The 24,540-nt window shown below is 52.6% G+C and carries 23 protein-coding genes; 17 read left to right on the top strand and 6 right to left on the bottom strand.

The features are described 5' to 3' along the window. Window positions 1-19: 19 nt before the first annotated feature. Window positions 20-1,294 (bottom strand): serine--tRNA ligase, encoded by a 1,275-nt coding sequence (gene serS / locus BR04_RS10030; protein WP_496355870.1) that lies wholly within the window; start codon window positions 1,292-1,294, stop codon window positions 20-22. A 169-nt stretch (window positions 1,295-1,463) separates the two neighbouring features. Between serS and BR04_RS10025 the strand changes: the two genes are divergently transcribed. The 5 genes from BR04_RS10025 (at window position 1,464) to BR04_RS10005 (ending at window position 6,403) form a co-directional block, all read left to right on the top strand. Then, entirely contained in the window at window positions 1,464-2,051 is a 588-nt protein-coding gene (locus BR04_RS10025) for a 5-formyltetrahydrofolate cyclo-ligase (RefSeq protein ID WP_496355869.1), read from the top strand. A 120-nt stretch (window positions 2,052-2,171) separates the two neighbouring features. Beyond that, on the top strand, window positions 2,172-2,831 hold the full coding sequence (locus BR04_RS10020; protein ID WP_496355868.1) for a protein-L-isoaspartate(D-aspartate) O-methyltransferase: 660 nt from the start codon (window positions 2,172-2,174) through the stop codon (window positions 2,829-2,831). 1 nt (window position 2,832) lies between these two features. Then, window positions 2,833-3,414, top strand: coding sequence for a YqaA family protein (locus BR04_RS10015; protein WP_496355867.1), 582 nt, complete (start codon window positions 2,833-2,835; stop codon window positions 3,412-3,414). Between the two features lie 338 nt (window positions 3,415-3,752). Further along, window positions 3,753-5,192, top strand: coding sequence for a hypothetical protein (locus BR04_RS10010; RefSeq protein ID WP_496355866.1), 1,440 nt, complete (start codon window positions 3,753-3,755; stop codon window positions 5,190-5,192). 107 nt (window positions 5,193-5,299) lie between these two features. Continuing rightward, window positions 5,300-6,403 carry a hypothetical protein gene (locus BR04_RS10005; RefSeq protein WP_496355865.1) on the top strand — a complete coding sequence of 368 codons (1,104 nt, stop codon included), beginning with the start codon at window positions 5,300-5,302 and terminating at the stop codon, window positions 6,401-6,403. 101 nt (window positions 6,404-6,504) lie between these two features. On the opposite strand, the gene BR04_RS10000 is transcribed toward BR04_RS10005, so the two are convergent. Continuing rightward, window positions 6,505-8,325: an acyl-CoA dehydrogenase gene (locus tag BR04_RS10000; RefSeq protein ID WP_496355864.1), complete on the bottom strand. Its 1,821-nt coding sequence runs from the start codon at window positions 8,323-8,325 to the stop codon at window positions 6,505-6,507. 27 nt (window positions 8,326-8,352) lie between these two features. Here BR04_RS10000 and BR04_RS09995 point away from each other — a divergent pair, with 27 nt between their 5' ends. After that, complete coding sequence (locus BR04_RS09995; protein ID WP_496355863.1) at window positions 8,353-8,526, top strand: hypothetical protein; 174 nt, start codon at window positions 8,353-8,355, stop codon at window positions 8,524-8,526. A 253-nt stretch (window positions 8,527-8,779) separates the two neighbouring features. On the opposite strand, the gene tatA is transcribed toward BR04_RS09995, so the two are convergent. Further along, window positions 8,780-8,971 carry a twin-arginine translocase TatA/TatE family subunit gene (tatA, locus tag BR04_RS09990; protein ID WP_496355862.1) on the bottom strand — a complete coding sequence of 64 codons (192 nt, stop codon included), beginning with the start codon at window positions 8,969-8,971 and terminating at the stop codon, window positions 8,780-8,782. 293 nt (window positions 8,972-9,264) lie between these two features. Between tatA and BR04_RS09985 the strand changes: the two genes are divergently transcribed. Continuing rightward, entirely contained in the window at window positions 9,265-10,116 is an 852-nt protein-coding gene (locus tag BR04_RS09985; protein WP_496355861.1) for an AAA family ATPase, read from the top strand. A 123-nt stretch (window positions 10,117-10,239) separates the two neighbouring features. Next, complete coding sequence (locus tag BR04_RS09980; RefSeq protein WP_496355860.1) at window positions 10,240-11,433, top strand: vWA domain-containing protein; 1,194 nt, start codon at window positions 10,240-10,242, stop codon at window positions 11,431-11,433. Here BR04_RS09980 and BR04_RS09975 read toward each other — a convergent pair. Further along, a complete protein-coding gene (locus BR04_RS09975) occupies window positions 11,408-12,226 on the bottom strand; it encodes a TatD family hydrolase (protein WP_496355859.1) in 819 nt (272 codons plus the stop codon). The genes BR04_RS09980 and BR04_RS09975 overlap by 26 nt on opposite strands. Before the next feature lie 654 nt (window positions 12,227-12,880). Between BR04_RS09975 and BR04_RS09970 the strand changes: the two genes are divergently transcribed. The 3 genes from BR04_RS09970 to BR04_RS09960 are packed head-to-tail and all read left to right on the top strand — an operon-like array spanning window position 12,881 to window position 15,633. Continuing rightward, window positions 12,881-13,738 (top strand): sulfide/dihydroorotate dehydrogenase-like FAD/NAD-binding protein, encoded by an 858-nt coding sequence (locus BR04_RS09970; RefSeq protein ID WP_496355858.1) that lies wholly within the window; start codon window positions 12,881-12,883, stop codon window positions 13,736-13,738. Window positions 13,739-13,756: 18 nt separating this feature from the next. Beyond that, entirely contained in the window at window positions 13,757-15,160 is a 1,404-nt protein-coding gene (gene gltA, locus BR04_RS09965) for an NADPH-dependent glutamate synthase (protein WP_496355857.1), read from the top strand. A 2-nt stretch (window positions 15,161-15,162) separates the two neighbouring features. After that, window positions 15,163-15,633, top strand: a complete 471-nt coding sequence (locus BR04_RS09960; RefSeq protein ID WP_496355856.1) for a methylated-DNA--[protein]-cysteine S-methyltransferase — start codon at window positions 15,163-15,165, stop codon at window positions 15,631-15,633. A gap of 75 nt (window positions 15,634-15,708) precedes the next feature. On the opposite strand, the gene BR04_RS09955 is transcribed toward BR04_RS09960, so the two are convergent. Continuing rightward, window positions 15,709-17,160 carry a sodium:proton antiporter gene (locus tag BR04_RS09955; protein WP_496355855.1) on the bottom strand — a complete coding sequence of 484 codons (1,452 nt, stop codon included), beginning with the start codon at window positions 17,158-17,160 and terminating at the stop codon, window positions 15,709-15,711. 83 nt (window positions 17,161-17,243) lie between these two features. Here BR04_RS09955 and BR04_RS09950 point away from each other — a divergent pair, with 83 nt between their 5' ends. From BR04_RS09950 to BR04_RS09925, 6 genes are all read left to right on the top strand, one after another. Then, the gene (locus tag BR04_RS09950; protein WP_496355854.1) at window positions 17,244-17,597 is read left to right on the top strand and encodes a hypothetical protein; all 354 of its coding nucleotides are present in this window, start codon (window positions 17,244-17,246) and stop codon (window positions 17,595-17,597) included. A 93-nt stretch (window positions 17,598-17,690) separates the two neighbouring features. Next, window positions 17,691-19,244: an ABC transporter substrate-binding protein gene (locus BR04_RS09945; RefSeq protein WP_496355853.1), complete on the top strand. Its 1,554-nt coding sequence runs from the start codon at window positions 17,691-17,693 to the stop codon at window positions 19,242-19,244. Between the two features lie 120 nt (window positions 19,245-19,364). After that, a complete protein-coding gene (locus tag BR04_RS09940; RefSeq protein WP_496355852.1) occupies window positions 19,365-20,339 on the top strand; it encodes an ABC transporter permease in 975 nt (324 codons plus the stop codon). Then, entirely contained in the window at window positions 20,339-21,256 is a 918-nt protein-coding gene (locus BR04_RS09935) for an ABC transporter permease (protein ID WP_496355851.1), read from the top strand. The genes BR04_RS09940 and BR04_RS09935 overlap by 1 nt, the downstream gene beginning before the upstream one ends. Before the next feature lie 6 nt (window positions 21,257-21,262). Further along, the gene (locus BR04_RS09930; protein WP_496355850.1) at window positions 21,263-22,291 is read left to right on the top strand and encodes an ABC transporter ATP-binding protein; all 1,029 of its coding nucleotides are present in this window, start codon (window positions 21,263-21,265) and stop codon (window positions 22,289-22,291) included. Beyond that, window positions 22,288-23,307, top strand: coding sequence for an ABC transporter ATP-binding protein (locus tag BR04_RS09925; RefSeq protein ID WP_496355849.1), 1,020 nt, complete (start codon window positions 22,288-22,290; stop codon window positions 23,305-23,307). The genes BR04_RS09930 and BR04_RS09925 overlap by 4 nt, the downstream gene beginning before the upstream one ends. Window positions 23,308-23,322: 15 nt before the next feature. On the opposite strand, the gene BR04_RS09920 is transcribed toward BR04_RS09925, so the two are convergent. Next, a complete protein-coding gene (locus BR04_RS09920; protein WP_496355848.1) occupies window positions 23,323-24,363 on the bottom strand; it encodes a lipid A deacylase LpxR family protein in 1,041 nt (346 codons plus the stop codon). Window positions 24,364-24,540 lie beyond the last annotated feature (177 nt).

The following is a 24,540-nucleotide window of genomic DNA, read 5'->3' as shown; positions in this document are numbered from 1 at the left end:
CGTACGTCACTACCGAAACTTACAATGAGATTTTTTCCATTCCGCCCATATAGGGTTGGAGAGCCTTTGGAATGCGGACACTGCCGTTGGCCTCCTGATAGTTTTCCAGGATGGCGGCAAAGGTGCGCCCCACGGCAAGGCCGGAGCCGTTTAAGGTGTGAACCAGTTCGGTACCCTTTTTCCCCTTGCGTTTAAAGCGGATGTTGGCACGTCTGGCCTGAAAATCCTCAAAATTGCTGCAGGAGGAAATTTCCCGGTAGGCATTCTGGCCGGGCATCCAGACCTCAATGTCATAGGTTTTGGCAGAGGAAAAGCCCAGATCTCCGGTGCAGAGAGTGACCACCCGGTAAGGCAGCTCCAGGCGTTTTAAAATGGTTTCCGCCTGTAAGAGAAGGCTTTCCAGCTCATCGTAGGAGTTTTCCGGCAGGGCAAATTTTACAAGCTCCACCTTGTTGAACTGGTGCAGTCGGATCAGGCCTCGCGTGTCTTTTCCGTAGGAACCCGCTTCGGAACGGAAGCAGGGGGTGTAGGCCGTATAATAAAGGGGCAGGTCTTCTTCCTGAAGGATTTCATCGCTGTGGATATTGGTGACAGGGACTTCTGCCGTAGGGATGAGAAAGTAGTCCTGACCTTCCAGTCGGAAGAGATCCGTTTCAAATTTGGGAAGCTGACCCGTGGCTGTCATGGCTTTTCGGTTGACCAGAAAAGGGGGAAGAACCTCCCTGTATCCATGCTCTCCGGTATGGATGTCCAGCATAAAATTGATGAGTGCCCGTTCCAGGCGGCTGCCAGCTCCCATATACAGGGCAAAACGGGCACCGGTCATGCGGGCAGCCCGCTCAAAATCAAGAATTCCTAAGGATTCTCCGAGATCCCAGTGCGCTCTGGGCGTAAAATCAAAGTGCGTGGGCTGTCCCACGGTTTTTTCCAGGCGGTTTTGGGAATCATCCCTTCCCTCGGGCACGGACGGGTGGGGAAGGTTGGGCATGGCCATGAGCATGTGCCCCAGTTTTTCTTCTACGTCAGCCAGGTCTTTTTCCATGTCTTTGATGGCACTGGAAGTGTCACGCATGCGCAGGATGGTGTCTTCGGCATTTTCGCCGGCTTTTTTCATCCGTGCAATAGCTTCGGAAGCGGTGTTACGTTCGCAGCGCAGGGTTTCCAGGCGAAGAAGGATTTCCCGGCGCCTGCCTTCGGTCTCGCTGAAGGAATCAAGGGCGGATGCGGCCCCCCTTTTGGCCAGTGCGGAGCGTACGTCGGATAAATTTTGGCGCACAAACTTGATTTCCAGCATATGAACCTTTATATTTAATGGATTTTTTATGGTTTTCAGGCTAAGAAGGACTTGAAAAAAAGTGCCATTTCCGACAAAACCCTGAAAAATTATCACAGGGTCAGGGAGGCGTCAACCTTCACGGGGAAGGCCTTGTTCCCCACTACCAGAGAAACGGAGTGAGTCCACCATGGAAGACCTTCGCGAAAAACGCCGCAGGATTGTCTCCGAGATTGAAAAGAAAATTGCCGCACTGGATGAGGTGACCCTGAAGGAAAAGCAGGGTAAAGCCCTGGCACAGCTTTTTGATTTCGCTAATTATGTGGAAGCCCGGATTGTGCTTTTATATCTTCCCCGCCACCCGCTGGAGACGGATATAGCTGATATCATGGCAAACGCCTATGAAAAAAAGAAATTCGTTGTGCTGCCCCGTTTTGACAAAGACAAGAAGAATATCCGTTTCTACAAGGTGGATGGGCCTGAGGACCTTTTGGGAAAGACCTCGGAAGAAAAGGGGCCTGACCCTAAAAAATGCCGGGAAATTCCCATGGACAATATCGATATCGCCCTGATTCCCGGTGTGGTTTTTGATGAAAAAGGTGGACGGATTGGTGCCGATGAGGGAGAGTTTGACCGTATGATGGGCAGGCTTCCCCTGACAACCCGTAAGGTTGCGGTCACAATAGAGGAGCAGGTGGCAGCTCAGGCTCCCATGGAATCTAAGGCCAAAACGGTGGATATTCTTGTGACAGATCGGCGGGTGATCTATAAAATCTGACTTAATCAGAGTCTGATTTTGTGAACTTTCTGATGGTGTCCCCAGGCTTTTTCCGTTTTTTCGGAGAGTCCTGATTGGTTTTTCGATGGTTACTGGATGGCTTTGTACGGGAAGTCCTTTATGGAAACACAGGAGCCTCTTAAGTTCCGGCGAAGACGGGAAACGATGGTGCAGGAACAGCTCTATGCCCGGGGTGTCCGGGATCCGGCTGTGCTTGCAGCCATGGGACGGGTGCAGCGTCACTGCTTTGTGAGTGAGGCGCTCATGGAGCAGGCGTATGGGGATTATCCCTTGCCCATAGGACACCAGCAGACCATTTCTCAGCCCCAGATTGTGGGAGAAATGACCCAGGCCTTGCAGCTCTCATCCGAAGACCGTATTCTTGAAATCGGTACGGGTTCGGGGTACCAGGCGGCTGTGCTGGCCGAAATCGTTTTTCGTGTGTATACCATAGAGCGTCTTCAGCCACTTTACATGCAGGCCCGCAGGCTTTTTGACCGTTTGAAATACCACAATATCGTCACCCGTTATTCTGACGGAACTACAGGCTGGAAGTCTGAAGCGCCCTTTGATGGGATTCTTGTGACAGCAGGGGGGCCAGCGGTACCGGAAATACTGCTTTCCCAGCTGGCGGATGGCGGGCGGCTGGTCATGCCCGTGGGCGGGGTGGAGACCCAGCAGCTTGTGCGGATCACCCGTACTGCTTGTGGATTTGAACGGGAAACCCTCTGCTCCTGTCGTTTTGTGAAACTTGTGGGAGAACATGGCTGGAAGGAGTAATGTGCTGCGTCGTCTTTATGATTGGGTCTTGAGCTGGGCGGAGTCTCCCTGGGGAACCCTGGCCCTTTTTCTGATAGCCTTTGCAGAATCTTCGTTTTTTCCCATACCGCCGGATATTCTTCTGCTGGCCCTTTGTGTTGGAAAACCTGAAAAATCTTTTTTGTATGCTGTGGTATGCACCACAGGCTCTGTTTTGGGGGGGCTTGCCGGATATTTTATCGGCTGGCAGTTCATGACCACTTTGGGGATACCCATTATCGCCTTTTACGGTGCCGAGGCACAGATGGAAACCCTGGGAGAACTCTTTCGGGCCTATGATGCCTGGGCTGTTGCCATTGCGGGGTTTTCTCCCATTCCTTATAAGGTTTTCACCATTGCAGCGGGTATGTTTGCCATTGATCTTCCCGTATTTTTTCTGGCTTCACTTTTTTCAAGGGCAGCCCGTTTTTTTATCCTCGCCGGGCTGGTCTGGAAATTTGGTCCGGGAATCCGGGCATTCATCGATCGGTATTTTGACCGTCTTGCCATTGCCTTTGTTGTCCTTCTCGCGGGAGGTTTTGCGCTGATTCGTTTTGTCTTTTGATTTTTGGGAAGCCGTCCGTGATTTCAGAAATCCATGAAAAGATTTTTGTACCGGGAGATGGACGCAGCGTGGGGCCTCTTGATTTTTACCGGCTGGTTTTAAAGAGAATTTTAAAGAGGGGCTTCACCGTTCTATATGGTGTGTTGCGAAAAAAAAAGCTTGAACAAAGTGGGGGGTACGCTGTAAGCTTGTCCATGATTTTATCACTTAAGTTTCGGTTGGGTTCTCTCTTGAGGATGCAAAGCGGTACGGACATTCTTATCCCCCCAATGGTTTTGCAATGAGAAATGGGCGTGTGTACATGCTCAGGATTTCCAAACTAAAAAAAGGAGTGCGCAATGTTTATGAAAAAAGCACGGTTATTCGTGGCCGCGGCGGGCATGCTGGCCCTGGCCGTTGGGTGCAGCAGCAATCTGGATGTGGTGAAAAAGGAAGAGGCACCGTCGGGCAAGCTTGTTCAGGGCTATGTTTCGGGTGCGGATGTCTGGGCCGATGAAATTACAGATGCTGTTAAAGGGTCAGGTAATTTTAATCTCGACAAGAAAGAAGAACCGACCAAAACAACATCGGATGCCAACGGTGATTTCAAGCTGGGGGCCACACCTGCCTATGACTATGTTCTGGCATCTGTGGGGGGGACGGACAAGCTTACCGGTAAGCCTGCCATTCCCATGATTGCTCCCAAGGGTGCAAAAAATATTACACCTCTTACAACCCTTGTCGCCATGACGCCTCCTGCGGAAAGAAAGGCTTTGATTGACGCTTTGGGCGGGCAGGAAAACTATGATGTGGATATCGCAAACCCGGCTGGTGTGAATGCAGAAGTTTTGAAGATATCCAAAGTGGTTGAAAACATTGTTAAGGCAGCTACGGTTACCACGCCGGATATCGAAGAATCTAAAAGAACGATGGCGAATCAGATTAATCTTGTAGGCTTGATTGCAACAGAAATTCGTAATGAAATTAAAACGAGCAATGTTACCAGTCTTGCAACTCTCAGTAACATAACGGATGCCCAGAAAATGGCAGCCGTAGCAACGACTGCTGTTGACAAGGCTGCTACAGCAAACGTGATTCAGGTAACACCGGCACAAAAGGACATTATCGTTGCTGAAGTTCAGACTGAGGTAAAGAAAACCGTTGACACCATTGTTCAGAATACGGGAACAGACGGCAAGGCCAAGGAAGAGAAGGTTGTTGAAGATACAAAGAAGGCGCGTTTGAAAGCCAGTGCTGTAGATTTGAAATTCTTAGTTGGTTCTGACGTACCGGTGAATGTCGCTACATGGGATGTTACTTTGAGTGAGTATCAGGCAGAGAAGCTGAGCGATGCCGTTGTCACCCTTGGGTTTGTTGGTACGCCTACTGAGGTGTCGAGAAACACTGCCAGCCTTACCATTACAACGACAACAGGTACTGTACAGAAACTGAATGTTATTATCGCCAATGTTTTTATCAAGGTGGAAAATGCTAATAGTACCCCTGCTGTGACCCTTGGCATGGAGAGTTCCCGTCTGATCATCAAGGGAACACGTTCCAATGGTACGGAAGTAAGCGCGGAATTCACCGATAAGAGAGATGTGCAGGAAGTGTTCGGCGTTGCTGGTGACAAGATTACGGTGAAGCTTGCCGCGATTGAAGATAAACTCCGTAAAAGAGAAGAATTCAAGGATATCAAGGGTTTTGACTTTTCAGCCGGAAGTTATGCCATAAATTTTGCACTCAGTGAGCTGAATGTGTTTGATGACGTAAAGGTAAATCTTACGGTTAGCAATTAGCAGATTTTTTATAAGAGTACTGCCATAAATTTCAGGCCATTCTCTCACTTGGAGAGGATGGCCTGATTGTTATCTGGAGGTAACAGTGCTTTCATTGGAGAGTAGCTATGGAGAGAATTAAAATCAGGGCAGGCCTGCTCACGGGCTTTTTTTGGGTGTTGTTTTTTTTTATAGGGACGGATGCCGCCCAGGCGGCTCTGGGGGGGGCGGAGTTCCACAATGTGGATACATGGCAGAATAAAGTCTGGCAGATGTCCTTTGGGGTGAGAGCCATCAATGATGGTCTGGATATACTGAATCTGCGGGATACGGATGTGGGAACTCGCCATGGGGTTGATCCTGGGGATCTGACGGGGACAGATTTCCGGATCAGCCGTCTTTTTGGGGAAACTGTCCGTTTGCAGTTTGCTGTAGGGCAGGATGACCTGGATTATGGTTTTGAGAGTTTAAAGATTTTGAATGCGGAAGCCGTTGGCTATTGGCGGCCTTTCCCATGGACACAGGCGTGGGTGGGGATGCGCAGCCATATGGCTGAGGACATGAAATATGTGAGCTCGGGTGCCGTCAATGCCATGCTTGCCCGTTTTAAAGTGAAGGATACCGTTAACTGGGACGCGGAAAAGGTTCGTTTTATCCGTAAAACCAATGACATGATAATTACGGCATCTATCCCCAGGGAAGGGCGTCCGGATCCCATGATTGCTCTGGAAGATCTTTCGGATCAAAGCTTTTTTACCGGCCTGATGGTTGGTGGTAATTTGGGGAGGCTTACGCCCACCATTTTTGTGGAGGCAGGACGCACGGAAATCACCTCCCGCATTACCACCACCCTGGATGTCTATGCGGAAGCTGTGGACAGAAAACTTCCCCTTTCCTTTCCCCTCTCCCTGAATCGGGATGAGACCTATGTGGAGGCAGGGGTTTCCTGTGCTTTGCACCTGACACCCTCCTGGCGTCTTCTTGCGGAATACAGTGAAATGTACATGCAGCGGGATAAGGCTTTGGAACGTGAAGAAAAAAACAGGATACTTTCCTCCGCATTTTTCTGGCGTTTTTCTGACCGTGTGGAAGTGTATCTGGGAGCCCGGTATTTTGAGAAGCAGCTGAATGGGATACTGCCCTTTCTGTACAATGCCTACAGCGAGACCACCTTTCGTCACCGGTACGGACTGGTATACACAGGCATTTCATTTGCCTGGGATGGGTTTTAAATTTTTGAAAAGAAGATCTGCACGGGAAGCTGGAAAAAGAGAAGGGGTGAAATCCATATGGATTTCACCCCTTCTAAGCGTATGCAAATGCTTTTTACGGATTAGCCTACAAAGGCTTCTTCAGGGATTTCCATAACAGCAGCGGTAAGGTTCTTCACAGCATCCATCTTGCCCATGGCGGTGGGAAGAAGCTGCTCGTAGAAGTACTTGGCTGTTGCGATCTGACCTTCGTAGAAGGGTTTGTCTTTTTTCTTGGCGCCTTCCACTGCGGTTTTGGCTACGGTGGCACGTTCGGCCCATGCCCAGGCCATGACCACGTCACCGGCAACTTCACAGAAGGGGGTGGCGGATGCAAAGGCGTCCAGAGCTTTTTCACTCATGGCGGCAGCACCGATGGTCATGGCAACTTCGCCCAGCTTGTTCAGGGCAGCCTGAAGGCTGTCTGCAATTTTTTCAAGACCGGCTTCACGGGCTTTGGCAACGGTTTTGTTGATTTCGCCCATAAGATCCATGATGGGCTTGCCTTTGCGCATGCCGAGTTTGCGGCCGAGAAGATCCATGGCCTGGATGCCGTTGGTACCTTCGTAGATGGCCGTGATTTTGGCGTCGCGGTAGTGCTGGGCCTGGGGATATTCTTCGATGAAGCCGTAACCGCCATATATCTGAACACCGGTGGAGGCAACTTCAACGGCTTTGTCCGTGCAGTAGGATTTGGCAATGGGGGTCAGGATTTCAATGAGACCTTCCCACTTGGTTTTTTCTTTTTCATCGGCAGTGGTGCTGGATTTGTCAAAGCAGCTGTTCAGGTAGTAAACGAGGAAGCGGCAGCCTTCCACATAGGCTTTCATGAACAGGAGCATACGGCGCACATCGGGGTGCTGGATGATGGGCACGCCTGTGATATCGCCTTCAAGAACGGCTTTCAGGAGGTTGGGCCCCTGGATGCGCTCCTTGGCGTACTGGATGGCGTTGCAGTAAGAGGCGGTGGCAAAGCCAAGGCCCTGCATGGCCACACCCTGACGGGCTTCGTTCATCATCAGGAACATGTACTTCATGCCCTTGTTGGGTTCGCCGATGAGCTCGCCAATGCAGTTGCCTTTGGAACCAAAGGCCAGGGAGCAGGTGGCGTTGCCATGGATGCCCATTTTCTCTTCGATGCCCACGGTTTCGACATCGTTGAATTCACCCATGGAACCGTCATCGTTGACCCGGTACTTGGGTACAAGGAAGAGGGAGATGCCTTTGGTGCCTGCGGGTGCGCCTTCGATGCGTGCCAGAACAGGATGTACCATGTTCTCGACCATGTCGGAGTCGCCACCGGAGATGAAGATTTTGCCGCCTTCAATCTTATAGGTGCCATCCCCTACGGGAGTCGCCTTGGTGACCAGGGCACCGACGTCGGAACCGGCAACGGGTTCGGTGAGGCACATGGTGCCGCCCCATTTGCCGGTGAAGATGTTTTTCACATAGAGCTGCTTCTGCTTTTCGGTACCGAAGGTGGCCAGAATGTTGCCACAACCGTGGGTCAGACCGGGGTACATCATGAAAGCACAGTTGGCGGAGGTGAAGTACTCACCGGCAGCCATGGCCAGAAGGTGGGGCATGCCCTGACCACCGAATTCGGGGTCATCGCACATGGCCAGCCACTGACCGTCGCAGAAGAGTTTGTAGGGCTTGTGGAATGAGGGCGGAACTTTGACCTGGCCGTCAATCAGTTTTACGGCATCGGGATGACCGTTTTCCTTGTCCGCCATTTTGTTGGTGGGCAGGATTTCCTTGATGGCCAGGTTTCTGGCTTCGGTGATGATCATGTCGCAGGTTTTTTTGTTGAAATCTGCGTACTTTTCGGATTCGCTGAACTGGCTGACGTTGAATACTTCGTGCAGCAGGAAGTCCTGGTCTCTGCGTTCAATCAGTGGCATTTTCCATCTCTCCTTTTTGGTGGTTTGGTGATTTTTGAACCTGAACTCTGGGTGCAGGCTGAAAAAGAAATGTACCCCTTCTCTCGGGTGTTGGAAGGGCTACACCATATTTCATCCATGCAGACACAGCAAAGCCGTGGTGAAAGCCTTATGAATAAAGAGCATTGGGAAAAAGACAATCCGGATACGGTTTTAGGGTAACCGGAAATTTCGAGTATCCAAATTCTTTGTATTTTATCTGATGAATATCCGATAATACAAGCCTTCCATGGGGCTTGACTATGTATTCATGCCAGGGTTTCAGGGGATTAGAACAGAAATTCTCTATCCTTGAGAATAAGAAAGTTTTGCCTTGATCCTTTGCACGCATACTTTTAAATCGAGCAGATGTCAATGCCCCAGACCTACCCTCCCCGATATTTATGCAAGGTACAGCGGCCTTCTCTCCAGAGGGTCAGGTTTCGGGATCCTTTGGGTTTTTTTCTTTAATTTCCGGATTCTGGTGGATGTCATTCCTGGATGCCTGCTTGAAGTTCTGAATGGCTTTTCCGAGACCAGAACCGATTTCGGGCAGTTTGGACGACCCGAAAATAACAAGAACAATTACAAGAATGATAATCAGTTCCGGTATGCCGATGCCAAACATGGCAGCTCCTCAAGTCTATGGTTTTTCAGCAGGAAACCGTATTTTATCAAGCATAACCCCTTATCACCAAGCCTGGCCTGGTGTCAATTGTCAAAGTATGGCGAATCCTGGATTCGTTGTGGGAAAGCTGTTTTGAGTAAAAGGGGGATCTCCCGGTATGGCACTGTTAAAATCGTACTCAGGGGCCGAGTCTCCGGTTCCGCAAGGTAAAGGAAGCTCTTGACGAATGTCAGCACATTGCCCATTGTAGGTACCGGATTTTTTATGGAACACATGGGATAAGGAGAGAAGCAATGAAAAAAAATTCCGGTGCGCAGTTTACCGGTGCCCAGCGCTATGTTCTGGATGATGAGCTGGCCAGTATTGTGAATATTTCCATGGCACTTGAGATGCCCCTTCTGCTCAAGGGGGAGCCAGGGACAGGTAAAACCATGCTGGCCCATGCCATCGCCGAGAGCCTGGGCATGCCGCTTATTATTTTGAATGTCAAGTCCAGCATGAAGCTTATTGAGGCCTTGTATCAGTATGATACCCTTACCCGTCTGAATGACAGCCGCTTCGGGGACTCCAAGCGGGATGTAAGCAATATTCGGGAATATATCCGCATGGGAAAGATTGGTCAGGCCTTTACCGCAGACAGGCGGGTGGTGCTGCTCATCGATGAAATCGACAAGGCGGATACGGATTTTCAGGATGATATGCTGGATGTGCTGGATCAGATGCAGTTTGATATTATTGAAGTGGATGAAGTTGTGCAGGCAAAGCACCGGCCCGTCATCATTATTACCTCCAATGCCAAGAAGGATCTTTCGGATCCCTTCCTCGGACGCTGTAACTTTCATCATATCGCCTTTCCGGATCCCAAGATGATGCGCCGCATTATTGATGTGCATTTTCCTTCCATGGATACCCGGCTGGCGGAAAATGCCATTGATACCTTTTATAAGCTGAGGGAGCTGGACGGGATTGAAAAGCGTCCCGCGACCCGGGAGCTGATCAACTGGCTGCGTGCTCTGGATGCGGATCCGGATTTCAAGGCGGCAGATCTTGTGAAGGGGCAGGCACCGTTTCTGGGAGTTCTTTTCAAAAAAAGTCCGGACTATGAGCGGGTCACCCGTCTTGTCACCCGTCGTCGTGGACTTTGATTCTGTCCCCATGCCCTCCCTATGGCTGAAAAGGCAAAACGGGCCGTTGAGTCGGCCATGGAAACGTGCTGAGCAGGTGTTGATTTTTAAGGAAATGATGCATCAGCCCCCAAGGAAACCTCTATGTTTGTTGCCTTTTTTTATCTTTTGAAAAATGTCGGTATTCCTGTGAGCCCCACGGCTTTTTTAACCCTGCACAAGGCTATGGGCATGGGAATGATCCGTTCTCTGGATGATTTTTACATTGCTGCCCGAAGCATCCTTGTCAAAAGCGAACGGCATTTTGATCTCTTTGATCAGGCTTTTGCCCATCATTTTGAGGGGGTGGAGCTTTCCGTGGAAGAGGGCTTTGACATGGACGAAATTGCCCGTGCCCTTCTTGATGAATGGCTGAAGGATCCCAAGGAGATTGCAAGGGCACTGGGGATAGATGAAAAAAAACTGGCCAGTATGTCACCGGATGAACTGATCGAATACTTTAAAGAGCGTTTAAAGGATCAGACCGAACGTCATGACGGGGGAAATCGCTGGATCGGTACCGGAGGCACGTCGCCTGTGGGACATTCGGGCTATCATCCTGAGGGGATGCGGGTTGGGGGGATTTCCAGAAACAAGTCTGCGGTAAAGGTGGCGGGAGAGCGGCGATACAAGGATTATTCCGCAAGTGGTCCCCTGACCCAGTCCCAGGTGGGGGAAGCCTTGAAAAGGCTGCGGAACATGGTGCCTTCGGGGCCCAGGGATCAGGTGAATGTCGAGGCCACCCTGCGTCAGACCCTGAAAAATGCAGGGGAAATTGAGATCATGTTTGACCGCAGCCTGAGGGACAGGCTTAAGGTCATGCTGTTTATTGATAATGGCGGCTGGTCCATGGATCCCTATGTGGATGTGGTGCAGACTCTTTTTGATTATGCAAGATCCCAGTTCAAGGAAGTACGCACCTATTTTTTCCACAATACCATTTATGATACGGTCTGGGAGGATCCCCATCGGTACAGGAAGCCCGTCCGCATTCAGGATTTTACCCGTAAAGATCCGGAAACGCGGCTGATTTTTGTAGGGGATGCCAGTATGGCTCCCTATGAGCTTATGGCCCGTAACGGAGCCATTCATATTCAGGATCGCAGCGGCAGGCCCAGTATCGAAAACCTGAAATTTCTGGCCGATATTTTTTCCCGCAGTGTGTGGCTCAATCCCGTGCATCCCCGCATGTGGGGCTATACGGCCAGCATCAATCTCATCAGCCAGATTTTTCCCATGTATGCCCTGTCCCTGGATGGCCTGGAGGAGGCTGTTACGGCTCTGATGCGCAAGGTCTAGGGATTTCTTCGGGTTGGAGACGGAAAAGTTCGCAGGTATTCTGAAAAACCCTTTCTGCCAGTATTTCTTCCGGTGCCTTCCGGACGGCGGCAAGGGTTTTCAGTACGGAGGGCACAAAGGCGGGTTCGTTGCGTTTGTGGTGATTGCGTTCCGGAGACGGGGTGAGGTAGGGAGCGTCGGTTTCAATCAGAATCCCGTCGTCGGGCAGCATGTTCACCATGCTTCGCAGGGTTTCACCGCGCTGTTTGTGGGTGAGGATGCCTGTGATGCCGATGTGCAGACCCAGATCCAGGTAGCCCTTCATTTCTTCCAGTGTTCCTGAAAAACAGTGTACTACGCCTGAAAGCCCTGAAGGGGTCAGGGTGCGGAGCATGTCCAGCAGTCTGCCCCGGGAATCCCGTTCATGGAAGATCAGGGGCAGTTTCAGGGCCAGGGCCGCATCCACCTGGGCTTCCAGCCATTTTTCCTGCACGTCCATGGGAGCGTGCATACGGTTGAAGTCCAGCCCGCATTCTCCCCAGGCCCTGACCTTCGGATGACGTGCCAGAGTGCTGAGAAGGCTGATGGTACTGCCGCTGCAACTTTCGCTGTCGTGGGGATGGATACCCACGCTGGCAAAAATACCGGGGAAAGCATCACTCAGGGCCACTGCGGCTCTGGAACGTTCCAGGGTGATCCCTGCCACCATCATGCAGACAACACCTGCCTTTTTTGCCCGCTGGATGACGGCATCAATGTCCTTGCCATAGGCTTTTTCGTCTTCTATGTGACAATGGCTGTCAAAAAAACGCATGGGTCTTTCCTTTTTGTCTGGATGGGGCTTACCGCCTCGGAGTCTGTTATTTTTTATGAGAATGCTTCAATTGTGTAAGATTGCTGTCCCCGGAATCTTTTTTGACGGGTAAATCAGGAGACGGTTTCTCGGGTTTCAGGAAGAGTTCTTTTTCCGGCCCGGTAACCATTCTGGCCAGATTTTCTGCACGTTCTGCCCGAAAGGTGCCTTTACGTCATGGGCTTTGTAGCATTGCTGTGGACGGAGGGCAAATGTTTCAGTGGGGGCTTGCCGGGGTGCTGTAAAAGGACGGTTGTCTTACCGCAGCGGTATCCTGTCTCAGAACTCCCCCCCCCTGTTTGTGCCTTGCAGGGACTGTTTTTTTACAGCGATTTTTTGAAAACCGGTTACACATCGTCAGTGTGGGAATACAGGATTGCAGTGCTGTAACGGCAACTCTTGCGCCTATAGTATAGAATCAGGGGTAATATCTGAACGCGCAAGGCTGAGTCCGGGGAGTTTTCAGATTTTGAGGTGCCGTGTGCCGTATGCTGTCGGGCAGGCCTGAAAAAGGGGATTTTATTAACCGTGTGTTTAATTATTTTTCCTGGCGCTTGATTTCTAAGGATTCTACGTTTATGTAGAGATCGGTCAAAAAATCCAAAAGGAGGCATCATGTTTAAAATAGTTAAACGGGAAGAGCTGGTGGCATCTTCGGTGATTCTCCATGAGATCGAAGCTCCGAGGGTTGCGCGCAAGGCCAGGCCCGGTCAGTTTGTGATTCTGAAGGCTACGGAAACCGGGGAACGCATTCCCCTCACCATGGCGGATACCAATCCTGAGGCGGGTACGGTAACGGTGATTTTCATGGTGGTCGGGAAGTCCACAGCCCTTTTTGCGGCCTTGCAGGAGGGAGATGTTTATACCGATCTCATCGGTCCCCTTGGACGTCCGACGGACATTGAAAAGGTCGGTCATGTGGTTTGCGTTGGAGGAGGCACGGGAATCGCCGTGCTGCATCCCATTGCAAGGGCCATGAAAGAGGCGGGCAACCGGGTGACCACCATCCTGGGTGCCCGGACTGCGGATTTCATGATTTTAAAGGATAAGATGGCAGGCCTTTCCGACAGTTTTGTGGCGATGACCGATGACGGTTCCACAGGGAAAAAGGGCTTTGTCACGGACGCGTTGAAGGAAATTCTGGCTGGTGATAAGCCCGATCTTGTGGTGGCCATCGGGCCTGTGCCCATGATGAAGGCGGTGAGCGAGATGACCCGCCCCCCTGGGATTCATACCCTGGTCAGTCTCAATCCCATTATGATCGACGGTACGGGCATGTGCGGTGGTTGCCGTGTAACGGTGGGAGAAAAGACGAAATTCGCCTGTGTGGATGGGCCGGAGTTCGATGGGCATAAGGTGGATTTTGATGGTCTTGCCCTGCGTCTCAATGCCTACAGAAAAGAGGAAAGCAGCGCCATGGAGGCCCATCGTTGCCGTATGGAAACCCAGACCCAAAATCTCGAACAGGCGTAAGAAGGCCGGAGGAACGGTATGCAGGAAGGAAAAAAAACAGCCAGAGACCGGCACCCCATGCCGGAGCAGCCGGCGGATGTGCGGCGCCATAATTTTTTGGAAGTCCCCCTGGGGTATACGGAAGAGATGGCCATGGCGGAAGCCTCCCGTTGTATCCAGTGCAAAAATCCCCAGTGCGTTCAGGGCTGCCCCGTGGGTGTTCCCATTCCCCAGTTTATCAAGGCCATCAGCGAGGGCCGTTTCGCCGAAGGTATCCGCACCATCTGGGAGAAAAATGCCCTGCCTGCGGTCTGTGGCAGGGTCTGTCCCCAGGAAAGCCAGTGTGAGGGGCTTTGTGTTCTGGGGAAAAAGGGCAGTCCTGTGGCCATCGGAAATCTGGAGCGTTTTCTGGCGGATTGGGAGCGGGCAAAGGGCGATGGCTCGTTGCCGGAAAAACAGGCGGCCACAGGCAAGCGGGTGGCTGTGGTGGGGAGTGGGCCTGCGGGACTTACGGTGGCAGGGGATCTTGTGCTTAAGGGGCATGATGTCACCCTGTTTGAAGCGTTTCACAAGCCAGGCGGGGTTTTGATCTATGGGATTCCCGAGTTTCGTCTGCCCAAGGCCATTGTGGAATCCGAGGTGAAAACCCTGGAAAATCTCGGGGTGAAAATCGCCTGCAACACGGTGGTGGGACGGGCTGTGGATGTGACGGAGCTTCTTTCAGAGGGCTTTGATGCCGTCTTTGTGGGCGTTGGCGCAGGGCTTCCCCGTTTCATGAATATTCCCGGAGAAAACCTGATCGGCGTCTATTCCGCCAATGAGTATCTTACCCGTGCCAATCTGATGAAGGCCTATGATCCGGCCTATGATACTCCCATGGTACCGGGTCGGAATGTGGTGGTGGTGGGTGGGGGGAACGTGGCCATGGATGCCGCCCGAACCGCTCTGCGCATGGGGGCGGAATCCGTGAAAATCGTGTACCGCAGATCCCGGGAGGAGATGCCCGCACGTCTGGAGGAATCCCATCATGCCGAGGCCGAAGGGGTGGAGTTTCTGCTGCTTTCCAATCCTCTGCGCTTTGACGGAAACGCCGAAGGCCGTCTGACTTCCGTGACCTGTGAGCGCATGGCTCTGGGGGAGCCGGATGCTTCCGGCAGACGCAGGCCTGTTCCCATGGAGGGAGCGGATTTCACTATGGAATGTGACCTTGCCGTCATTGCAGTAGGCTCGGGGGCCAACCCGCTGCTCACCCGTTCCGAACCTGAGATTCGTCTCAACCGCTGGGGGAATATTGATGCGGATCCGGAAAATGGTAAAACCACCATGCGTGGGGTCTGGGCAGGCGGTGATATTGTGACCGGTGCTGCCACGGTGATTCTGGCCATGGGTGCTGGCCGGAAGGCTGCCGACAGTATGCATGATTATCTGATGCGGGGCTGGTAGATATGGAAGGGACGGTTTTGGGAGGGATTTCCCTGCCCAGTCCCTTAGGTGTTCTGCGTATCCTTTGTACGGAAAAGGCCCTGTGTTCTCTTTTGTTTGAGGAGGATTCAGGGCCTTTTAATTTGGATACTCCGGATTTTCCCCTGCTGCGGGAGGCGGGGAGCCAGCTGAGGGCGTATTTTGAAGGCCGGTTGCGGATTTTTGATCTTCCTCTGGTACCGGAAGGCACGGCCTTCCAGCAGCGGGTCTGGCAGCAGCTTTCCGGGATTCCCTATGGAGAAACCCGAACCTACAGGGACATTGCCCAGGCCCTTGGAAAACCAGGTGCAGCCAGGGCTGTGGGCCAGGCCAATGGGAAAAACCCCTTGCCCATCCTGATTCCCTGTCACCGGGTGGTGGCTGCGGGTGGAGTCCTTGGGGGATATAGCAGCGGTCTGTGGCGGAAGAGGGTGCTTCTGAAGCTTGAGCGCTGAAGGACTGCTGGGAAACATGTGGGAGGACAGTCAGGGGGAAGCCGTGCGGCTTCCCCCTTTTTATGGCATGAACGTTTAGAAGAAGATCAGGGAGATGAGGATGAAGCAGGGAATGAGTATCCCGATGGACCAGAGCATGTATCCGAAAAAGCTTGGCATTTTAACGCCCTGGTCTTCGGCGATGGAGCGAACCATGAAGTTGGGGGCATTGCCGATATAGGTGTTGGCCCCCATGAATACGGCACCGGCGGAGATGGCGAGGAGGGTGCTGGCCATGTCCGTCATCAGGTGGGCGGCATCACCGCCTGCGGTGTTGAAGAAGACCAGATAGGTCGGTGCATTGTCCAGGAAGGAGGACAGCATACCGGTAAGCCAGAAGTACATCAGGTCGACGGGTTCCCCATTGTGGGAAACGAGGTTGATGACACTGGAAAGGGCGCCCTTTTCCCCGGCCTTGAGAATGGCAATGGCGGGAATCATGGAGATGAAGATGCCAAAAAAGAGTTTTCCCACCTCAACAATGGGAAACCAGTTGAAGTCGTTTTTTTTGCGGCTTTCGGAGCTGGTGAGCTTCAGGGACAGACCGGCGATGATGAGCAGCAGCACATCCCGGGTGATATTCTGCAGTTCAATGGGGACATGGTAGAGGGTGACGGTGATATGGGGGTTCCACATACCGGAAAGGAGAACGGAGCCCACCACGCCGACAAGGAGAAGCAGGTTTACCGTACCCTCGATGCCGAATTTTTCTCCCTTGCCTGCGGCATCTCCCTTGGGCATGGGTTTGCCTTCTTTTGCAAAGAGCACGGTATCTACAATGAAGAAAAGAACCAGGAGAATTGACGCCACAAAAAGCATGGGCAGGAACATGTGGGTTGTGGTCCAGAAGAAGGAAACTCCCTTGAGAAAGCCAAGGAAAAGGGGAGGATCGCCCAGCGGGGTGAGGGAGCCACCGATGTTGGCTACCAGAAAGATGAAAAAGACCACGGAGTGTACTTTGTATTTGCGGTGGGCATTGGCCCGGAGCAGGGGGCGAATGAGCAGCATGGCGGCACCCGTGGTTCCCATCCAGCTTGCCAGTACGGTGCCGATGAGAAGGATGGCCGTATTCAGTGTGGGGGTGCCCACCAGACTGCCCTTCAGTCTTACACCACCTGCTACCGTAAAGAGGGAGAGAAGCAGGATGATGAAAGGGATATATTCCAGAAAGAGGGTGTGGATGGTTTCATAGAGGGCCAGGGAAAAACCGAAGTAGATGGTGAAGGGGATGAGGAAGGCCAGAGCCCAGAGAAGGGAGATCTTGCCAAAGTGATGGTGCCAGAAGTGGGGCGCGGTCAGGGGAAAGATGGCAATGGAGAGCAGCATGCAGACAAAGGGGATGACCCAGAGTCCGGAAAGCAGGGCGCCGTCCAGGTGGGGGCCTCCGTGATGGCCGCCATCAGCGGCAAAGGCAATGGCAGGCAGGAGAAGGGCTGCCAGGGTGAAGAACATGGCAGTCAGGGATTTGATGTGGTGCCGGGTCAACATGGTTTCGGGCTCCTTTTTGGGTTTTGATTTTGAGTCTGGGTGATTGAACATGCAAACAGTTCAATGGGATGCACAGGGTGGGGATGGGCTTTGCCATATTCCGTATTTTTGTCAGTTTGTCTTGTCGTTTGATTGATTTTGAAAATAAACGAAACGCCAAGAAGGGGAAGCCTCTTGTCTTCGTTGGGTTTCTTGGAAAAATGCTGAAAAAAACTAGCCCAAGCCTGTCTGGAATTCAACTGTTTTTTGGAAAATATGAAAAAGGATTCCAGTCTTTTCGGTGTTTGTGGCGAAGGACAGGGGGCCGCTTCGAAAGAGCGCTTATTTTTGTTTTAAAACGTTCACTATTGTTTTTTTGGGGGGAGTCCGAATTTCCCTGGAAGAGTGGCGGAAACAGGGTGGAACATCGCTCTTTTCTGTTCTTGACCGAATTCTGATGAAGGGGTATAGCTAAAAATTCGTAATGAAATGCGGGAGATGATCCTGATAGAAGGGTCTTCCTGCCGTACACCCCAAAGCCCGGAGGAATGATGAAAAAAAAATGGCTTGGCCTTATCTGTGCGCTGATGTTTTCCTGCCTTGCAGGCTCTGTCCTGGCAAAGGAAATCAAACTGGCCTTTGACTCGGATCCGGTTTCCCTGGATCCCCATGTCCAGCTTTCCGGTGGTATGCTCCAGTATTCCCATATGGTTTTTGATCCCCTGGTTCGCTGGACCCAGGACATGCAGTACGAAGCCCGGCTTGCGGAAAAGTGGGAGCGTATCGACGACCTCACCATGCGGTTTCATCTGCGCAAAGGGGTGAAATTCCATTCCGGCAATCCTTTTACGGCCAAAGATGTGCAGTGGACCCTGGCCCGTCTCAAGGAAAGCCAGGATTTTAAAGGACTTTTTGAAACCTTTGTGGAAGCCCGGCCCGTGGATGACTATACCGTGGATATCATTACCAGCAAGCCCTATGGCCTTGTTCTGAGCATGTCCACCTATATTTTTCCCATGGACAGTGTCTTTTATTCCGGTACCGATGAAAACGGTCAGTCCAAAGGGGCGATTACCAAAACCGGCCCCAGCTTTGCCAATGCCAATGAGTCCGGTACAGGCCCTTTTCGGGTGACGGCCCGTCAGCATGGGGTGCGTACGGTGTTTGAACGTTTTCCCCAGTACTGGGACAAGGCATCTCCCGGGAATGTCACAAAAATGGTACTGACGCCCATCAAAAATGACGCCACCCGTGTGGCAGCCCTTCTTTCCGGGGATGTGGATTTCATCATTCCCGTTCCTCCCCAGGATCAGGACCGCATTGAACGGAGTGAGGATGTGAAGCTTGTGACCATGTCCGGCACCCGTATCATCACCCTTCAGATGAACCAGAAGCGTCGTCCCGAATTTAAGGATGTCCGTGTGCGTCAGGCCATTGTTTATGCCGTAAACAATGCGGGGATAGTGGACAAGATCATGCGGGGTCGGGCCACGGTGGCAGGGCAGCAGAGTCCCAAGGGATATTCCGGCTATAACGAGAACCTGAAGCCCCGCTATGACCTGAAAAAGGCCCAGCAGCTCATGAAGGATGCTGGCTATGAAAAGGGATTCGAAGTTTCCATGATATCCCCCAACGACCGCTATGTGAACGACGCCCGGATTGCCGAGGCTGTGGTGGCCATGCTGGCCCGTATCAACATCAAGGTCAATCTCAAGACCATGCCCAAGGCCCAGTACTGGGATGAGTTTGATGCCCAGGTGGCGGATATCCAGCTGATCGGATGGCATTCGGATACGGAGGATTCGGGAAATTTCACCGAATATCTGGCCATGTGTCCCAATGCGGAAACCGGGTACGGACAGTACAATTCCGGCAACTACTGCAACGCAAGGGTGGATGCCCTGACCCTTGCCTGCCAGACGGAAACCAATCTTGAAAAACGCAATGCCATGCTCCGGGAGATCGAGCAGATCCTTTATGATGAGGCGGCCTTTGTTCCCCTGCACTGGCAGGATCTTTCCTGGGCTTCCAGAAAGAATCTCGATGTGGAAAAAATCGTGAACGTAATGGATTTCCCCTATTTCGGAGATCTGGTTGTAAGGTAAAAACCTTGTCTTGTTCAGATCCGGACAGGGAATACCACAGGGAGCCTTCGGGTTCTCTGTGGTAAAAATTTGCAGTCTCCGGGTCTTTTTTCTCCACTTCAAACCCTTCGAGCTTTCTCCATGTTTGCATTTATTGTAAGGCGTATCACCCAGGCGGTGTTTGTCATGCTGGTGATCAGTTTTCTTGGTTTTTCCATACGCCAGCAGATCGGAGATCCTGTCCGGGATCTGGTGGGGGTCAGTGTTTCCGCAGCGGAACGTGAGGCCCTGAGGGATGAACTGGGGCTGAATGATTCTTTTTTTGTGCAGTATACCCGTTTTCTGAAGGGCGTTGTGCAGGGGGATCTTGGGCACTCCTTTTTCTTTAAAAAACCGGCCCTGGATGTGATTCTGGCCAAAATGCCCGCAACCCTGGAGCTGGTTTTCTGTGCCGGGATGCTCATTGTCCTGTTTTCCATTCCTCTGGGAATGTATGCCGCCATTCGGCCGAAAAGTTTTTTTTCCCGTCTTATCATGGGCGGCAGTATTGTAGGGGTGTCTGTTCCCGTGTTTCTCACGGCCATTCTGCTGATTTACGTGTTTGCCGTGATTCTCGGCTGGCTGCCCTCCTATGGACGGGGGGAGCTGGTGGCTATCGGAGGCTGGCAGACGGGCATGCTCACCGTAGACGGCTGGCTGCATCTCATTCTGCCCTCCATTGCCCTGTCTTCCATCATGCTGCCCCTTTTTATCCGTCTTATCCGTTCGGAAATGATGGAGGTGCTGGAATCCGAATATGTGAAGTTTGCCCATGCCAAGGGGCTTTCTCCCCTGCGGGTATGGCTGGTGCATGGATTCAAGAACACCCTGCTTCCCGTTATTACCGTGGGGGGTGTACAGATCGGTACCATGATCGCCTTTACCATTCTTACGGAAACGGTTTTCCAGTGGCATGGTATGGGTTTTATGTTTCTGGAGGCCGTACAGCGGGCTGATACCGCGCTTCTGGTGGCCTATCTTATGGTGGTGGGATTTCTTTTTGTGGTGGTGAACACCCTGGTGGATATTCTCTACGGCATCGTTAACCCCAAGGTTCGGATTTCAGGCAGGAAATGATGACACGCTGGCAAAGCTTCAAAGAGTCCTATCTCTTTTACAGTTTTAAAAAAGACCGGGTGGCACTGAGCAGTTTTGCCATCTTTGTACTGCTGGTTTTCATGGCTTTTTCTGCTCCCTGGCTGGCCCCCCACAATCCCTATGATACCTCAGCCATTGATATCATGGATTCCAATCTGCCCCCCGTATGGACAGGAGATGGCGATGCCCGCTACCTTCTGGGTACGGATATTCAGGGCAGAGATCTGCTTTCCACCATGATGTATGGTATGCGGGTTTCCCTTCTGATCGGTATCGGTGCTGTGCTGCTTCAGGCGGTGCTGGGTATTTTTATCGGCCTGGTTTCCGGGTATGCGGGGGGAAAGGTGGATGCCTTTCTCATGCGTCTTGCCGATGTACAGCTTTCGTTTTCCACCCTCATGGTGGCCATTTTCATATCCGCTATTTTTCAGGCGGCCTTTGGTGTGGGTCGTTACGAGCAGCTTGCCGTCCCCATTCTCATTCTCGTCATCGGCCTTGCGGAATGGCCACAGTATGCCCGAACCGTACGGGCTTCCGTTCTCGGTGAAAAGGGAAAGGAATATGTGGAGGCTGCCCGGGTGATCGGTCTGCCTTCAGGCCGGATCATGTTTCGTCATATTCTGCCCAACACCCTCTCCCCCGTGCTGGTGATTTCCACGGTACAGGTGGCCAATGCCGTCATGAGTGAGGCTGCCCTTTCCTTTCTCGGGCTGGGGATGCCCGTGACCCGGCCTTCCCTGGGTTCCCTTATCAATTCCGGCTTTGAGTATATTTTTTCCGGATCCTGGTGGATTACCCTTTTTCCCGGAATACTGCTGGTGCTGGTGGTGCTGGTAATCAACCTTCTGGGGGACTGGCTGCGGGATGTGCTCAACCCCAAGCTTTACAAGGGATGATTTTCGATGGAACATTTGCTTGAAATTAAGGATCTTGAGGTTCGTTTTGCCCTGCGCTCCGGAGATCTGACCGCCATAGACAAAGTCAGCTTCAGCCTGAACAGGGGCGAGCGCATGGGGCTTGTGGGAGAATCCGGTGCGGGAAAGTCCGTGACAGGTTTTTCCATCATCAAGCTGATCAGCAAGCCGGGGTATATCGCCGGAGGGCAGATTTTTTTCCGGGGCCGGGATCTTGCCGGTCTGGGCAGTGCGGAGATGCGCTCCGTGCGGGGCAACCGGATCAGTATGATCTTTCAGGATCCCATGATGACCCTGAATCCGGTCATGACCATAGGGGATCAGATGGCAGAAACCCTCATGGCTCACCGCAAGATTTCCCGGGCTTCGGCGGAAGCCCTTTCCGTGGAAAAGCTGAAGGCTGTGCATATCTCCTCTCCGGAAACCCGTCTGCGCCAGTACCCCCACGAATTTTCAGGCGGCATGCGTCAGCGTATCGTCATCGCCATTGCCCTTCTGACGGATCCCGATCTCATCATTGCCGATGAACCCACCACGGCCCTGGACGTGACCATACAGGCGGAGATCATGGATCTGTTGTTGGAGTTGTGTACCGTGCAGCAGATGGCCATGATCCTCATCACCCATGATCTGGGTGTGGTCAGTCAGGTGACGGAAAAAATCGCTGTCATGTACGCGGGTCGTATTGTGGAAATGGGTTCTACGGAAAACATCGTGGCAAGCCCCCAGCATCCCTATACCAAGGGGCTGATCCGGGCTCTTCCCGGAAGCCGGAAGGCGGGGGAGCGTCTGTACCAGATTCCGGGGACCATGCCCAATCTTTCCGCCATTCCTCCGGGCTGTGCCTTTAATCCCCGCTGTGAGCTGGCGAAGGCCATCTGCCGGGAAGAGGTTCCGGCGCTGTGTCAGCGGGGCAGGTTTCAGCGGCAGGTGGCCTGCCATCTGGTCGGGGACAGGGTAGACGTCGAGACCGTACTGGCACAGGCCTCCACCCTTGGGAAAGGAGACAGGATATGAGTGCACATCTGGCCTTGCTCACCCTGAACAAGGTGGTGAAGCATTTTGATATTTCAGGGGGGATTCTGGATCAGCTGCGTTTTCAGGGGCTTCGTCCCCATCTTGAGAAAATGCGGGTGCATGCCTTGAACGATGTGAGCCTTACCCTTGAAAAGGGAGAGACCTTGAGTGTGGTGGGGGAGTCCGGTTGTGGGAAATCCACCCTGGCCCGGACGGTGATGGGGCTTTACCGGCCCGATTCCGGTGAAATCTATTACGGAAAAGAGCGTATCGACCATCTGGATGCCAGTGCCATGCTGGCCTACCGGCGAAAAATGCAGATGATCTTTCAGGATCCCTACGCCTCTTTAAATCCCCGGATGACCGTGTGCCAGACCCTGGAAGAACCCTTGCGCTTCCATCAGCCCTCCATATCCGAAGGTGAGGTGAAGGACAGAGTTGCAGAGGTGATGGAACAGGTGGGGGTGAATCCCCGCTGGGGGGAACGCTATCCCCATGAGTTTTCCGGAGGTCAGCGTCAGAGGGTCTCCATTGCCAGAGCTTTGATGGTGGATCCGGAGTTCATCGTGGCCGATGAACCGATTTCCGCTCTGGATGTCTCCATTCAGGCCCAGATTCTGAATCTGCTCATGGAAGCCCAGGAAATGCGGGGGCTAACCTATATGATGATCACCCATGATCTTTCTGTGGTGGCCCATGTGTCCACCCGGGTGGCGGTGATGTATCTCGGCACCCTCTGTGAGCTGGCTCCTGCCGCCAATCTTTTTGAGACAGCGCGTCACCCTTATACACGGGCACTGCTGTCCGCCATCCCGAAGCTGGGACAGAAAAAACCTGTACACGTCAAACTCAAGGGGGAGGTGCCCACGCCCATCCACCTGCCATCGGGCTGTGTGTTTCACGGGCGCTGTCTTTATGCCAATGAACGGTGCCGCAGGGAGATCCCCCAGCTTCTGTCCCGTCAGTCCCAGGTGCATGTGGCCTGCCATGGCGTGGAGGAGGGCCGGATTTCCTGAATCCGGGAAAAAGAGTTACCAGGTGTAGGAAATATTGATGGTGCCGTAGCTCTGGCGCTCTTTCTGGGTTTTGTATTCCCGGCTTTTGTGGATGCGGGCGTAGAGAATTTTGAAACGGTGGATAATGATACCAATGCCCCAGGAAACATCCCCTGTCCAGGGATCCCGGGAAACACGGGCACTGTCCGAAAAGGTGTTTCCGTCGAGCAGCAGGTTCCGGGCGACAAAGGCACCGGATATCCCGACAAAACCATGAAGGCCGATGCGCTGCAGGGGGGGCTTCAGGCGGGGGTCTTCCGGATCCACAGGAAGATGGGTTTCCGTTGTGGGCCGGATGTGCCCATTGCCGAAGTCTTTGGGAAGATTCCAGCCAAAGCGGATTTCTCCGCCCCAGCCTGCGTAAGTAAAGGCATTGCCGACCCCCCATTCCACTCTGGGAATAAAATCCGCCCCCAGTCCGTAAGGGCCTTCCTGTGAAGCCAGAAGCCATTTCCTGTTGTAGAAAAGCTGGAGGACGGGTTCGTTATCCAGCTGGTGCTGCCAGCCCTTGGGCTGATCCCAGCCCCGCCATTCATGGATGAGGCGCTGACTGTCTTCCGCAAGGGAGTATTGTCCCACAAGGCCCAGGCCGATCTCCCAGGTACTCAGCGTCCATGCGCAGCGTTTCATCAGGGCAAATCCCAGATAAGTGAGACCTGCATAGGGTCTTTCTTCGGGAAGATAGTCCCGGCTCAGGGTGGTTTCGTTGGTATAGATGTTCTGCCCGAAGCTCAAGGCAAAAAGACGATCCTGGGTGCCTTCTCCCACCACGGGAATGCGGTCGATGAGGGCATGCATTTTTTCCGTAAAGGCAGGGGAGGCAAAGGGGACATGGGCCGCAGCATAACTGAAGCGGATGCCGTTGGTGTAATCCCGATCCGTACCGAAAACCGTATCGTTTTCAAAATAGGCGGACAGGGTTGTGGGGGAGGAGGGGCTTTTCAGGGAGCTTGTTTTTCCTGGGCAGGGAAGTATGACAAGGGCGATCGCGAGGTGAAAAAATAATTTTTTAAGCATGTTAAAGCTTCTTTTTGGGGTGTTTCAGAAAAATGGTGCCTGAAAATATCAGGAAGCCGGGGGGGATGCAATGGAAAGGTGCTTGCAGGATACAGGGGGAGGCACTATTATTTTACGCATGAGCGAAAAGGTTCCTGAACCCTGTTGCATTCATTCCAATTTTTATCCGAAAGGAGG

It is taken from the genome of Desulfobotulus sapovorans DSM 2055, from assembly GCF_059569355.1.
The sequence above is the reverse complement of the archived record's forward strand: the minus strand, read 5'-3'. Positions and strand labels throughout refer to the sequence as shown.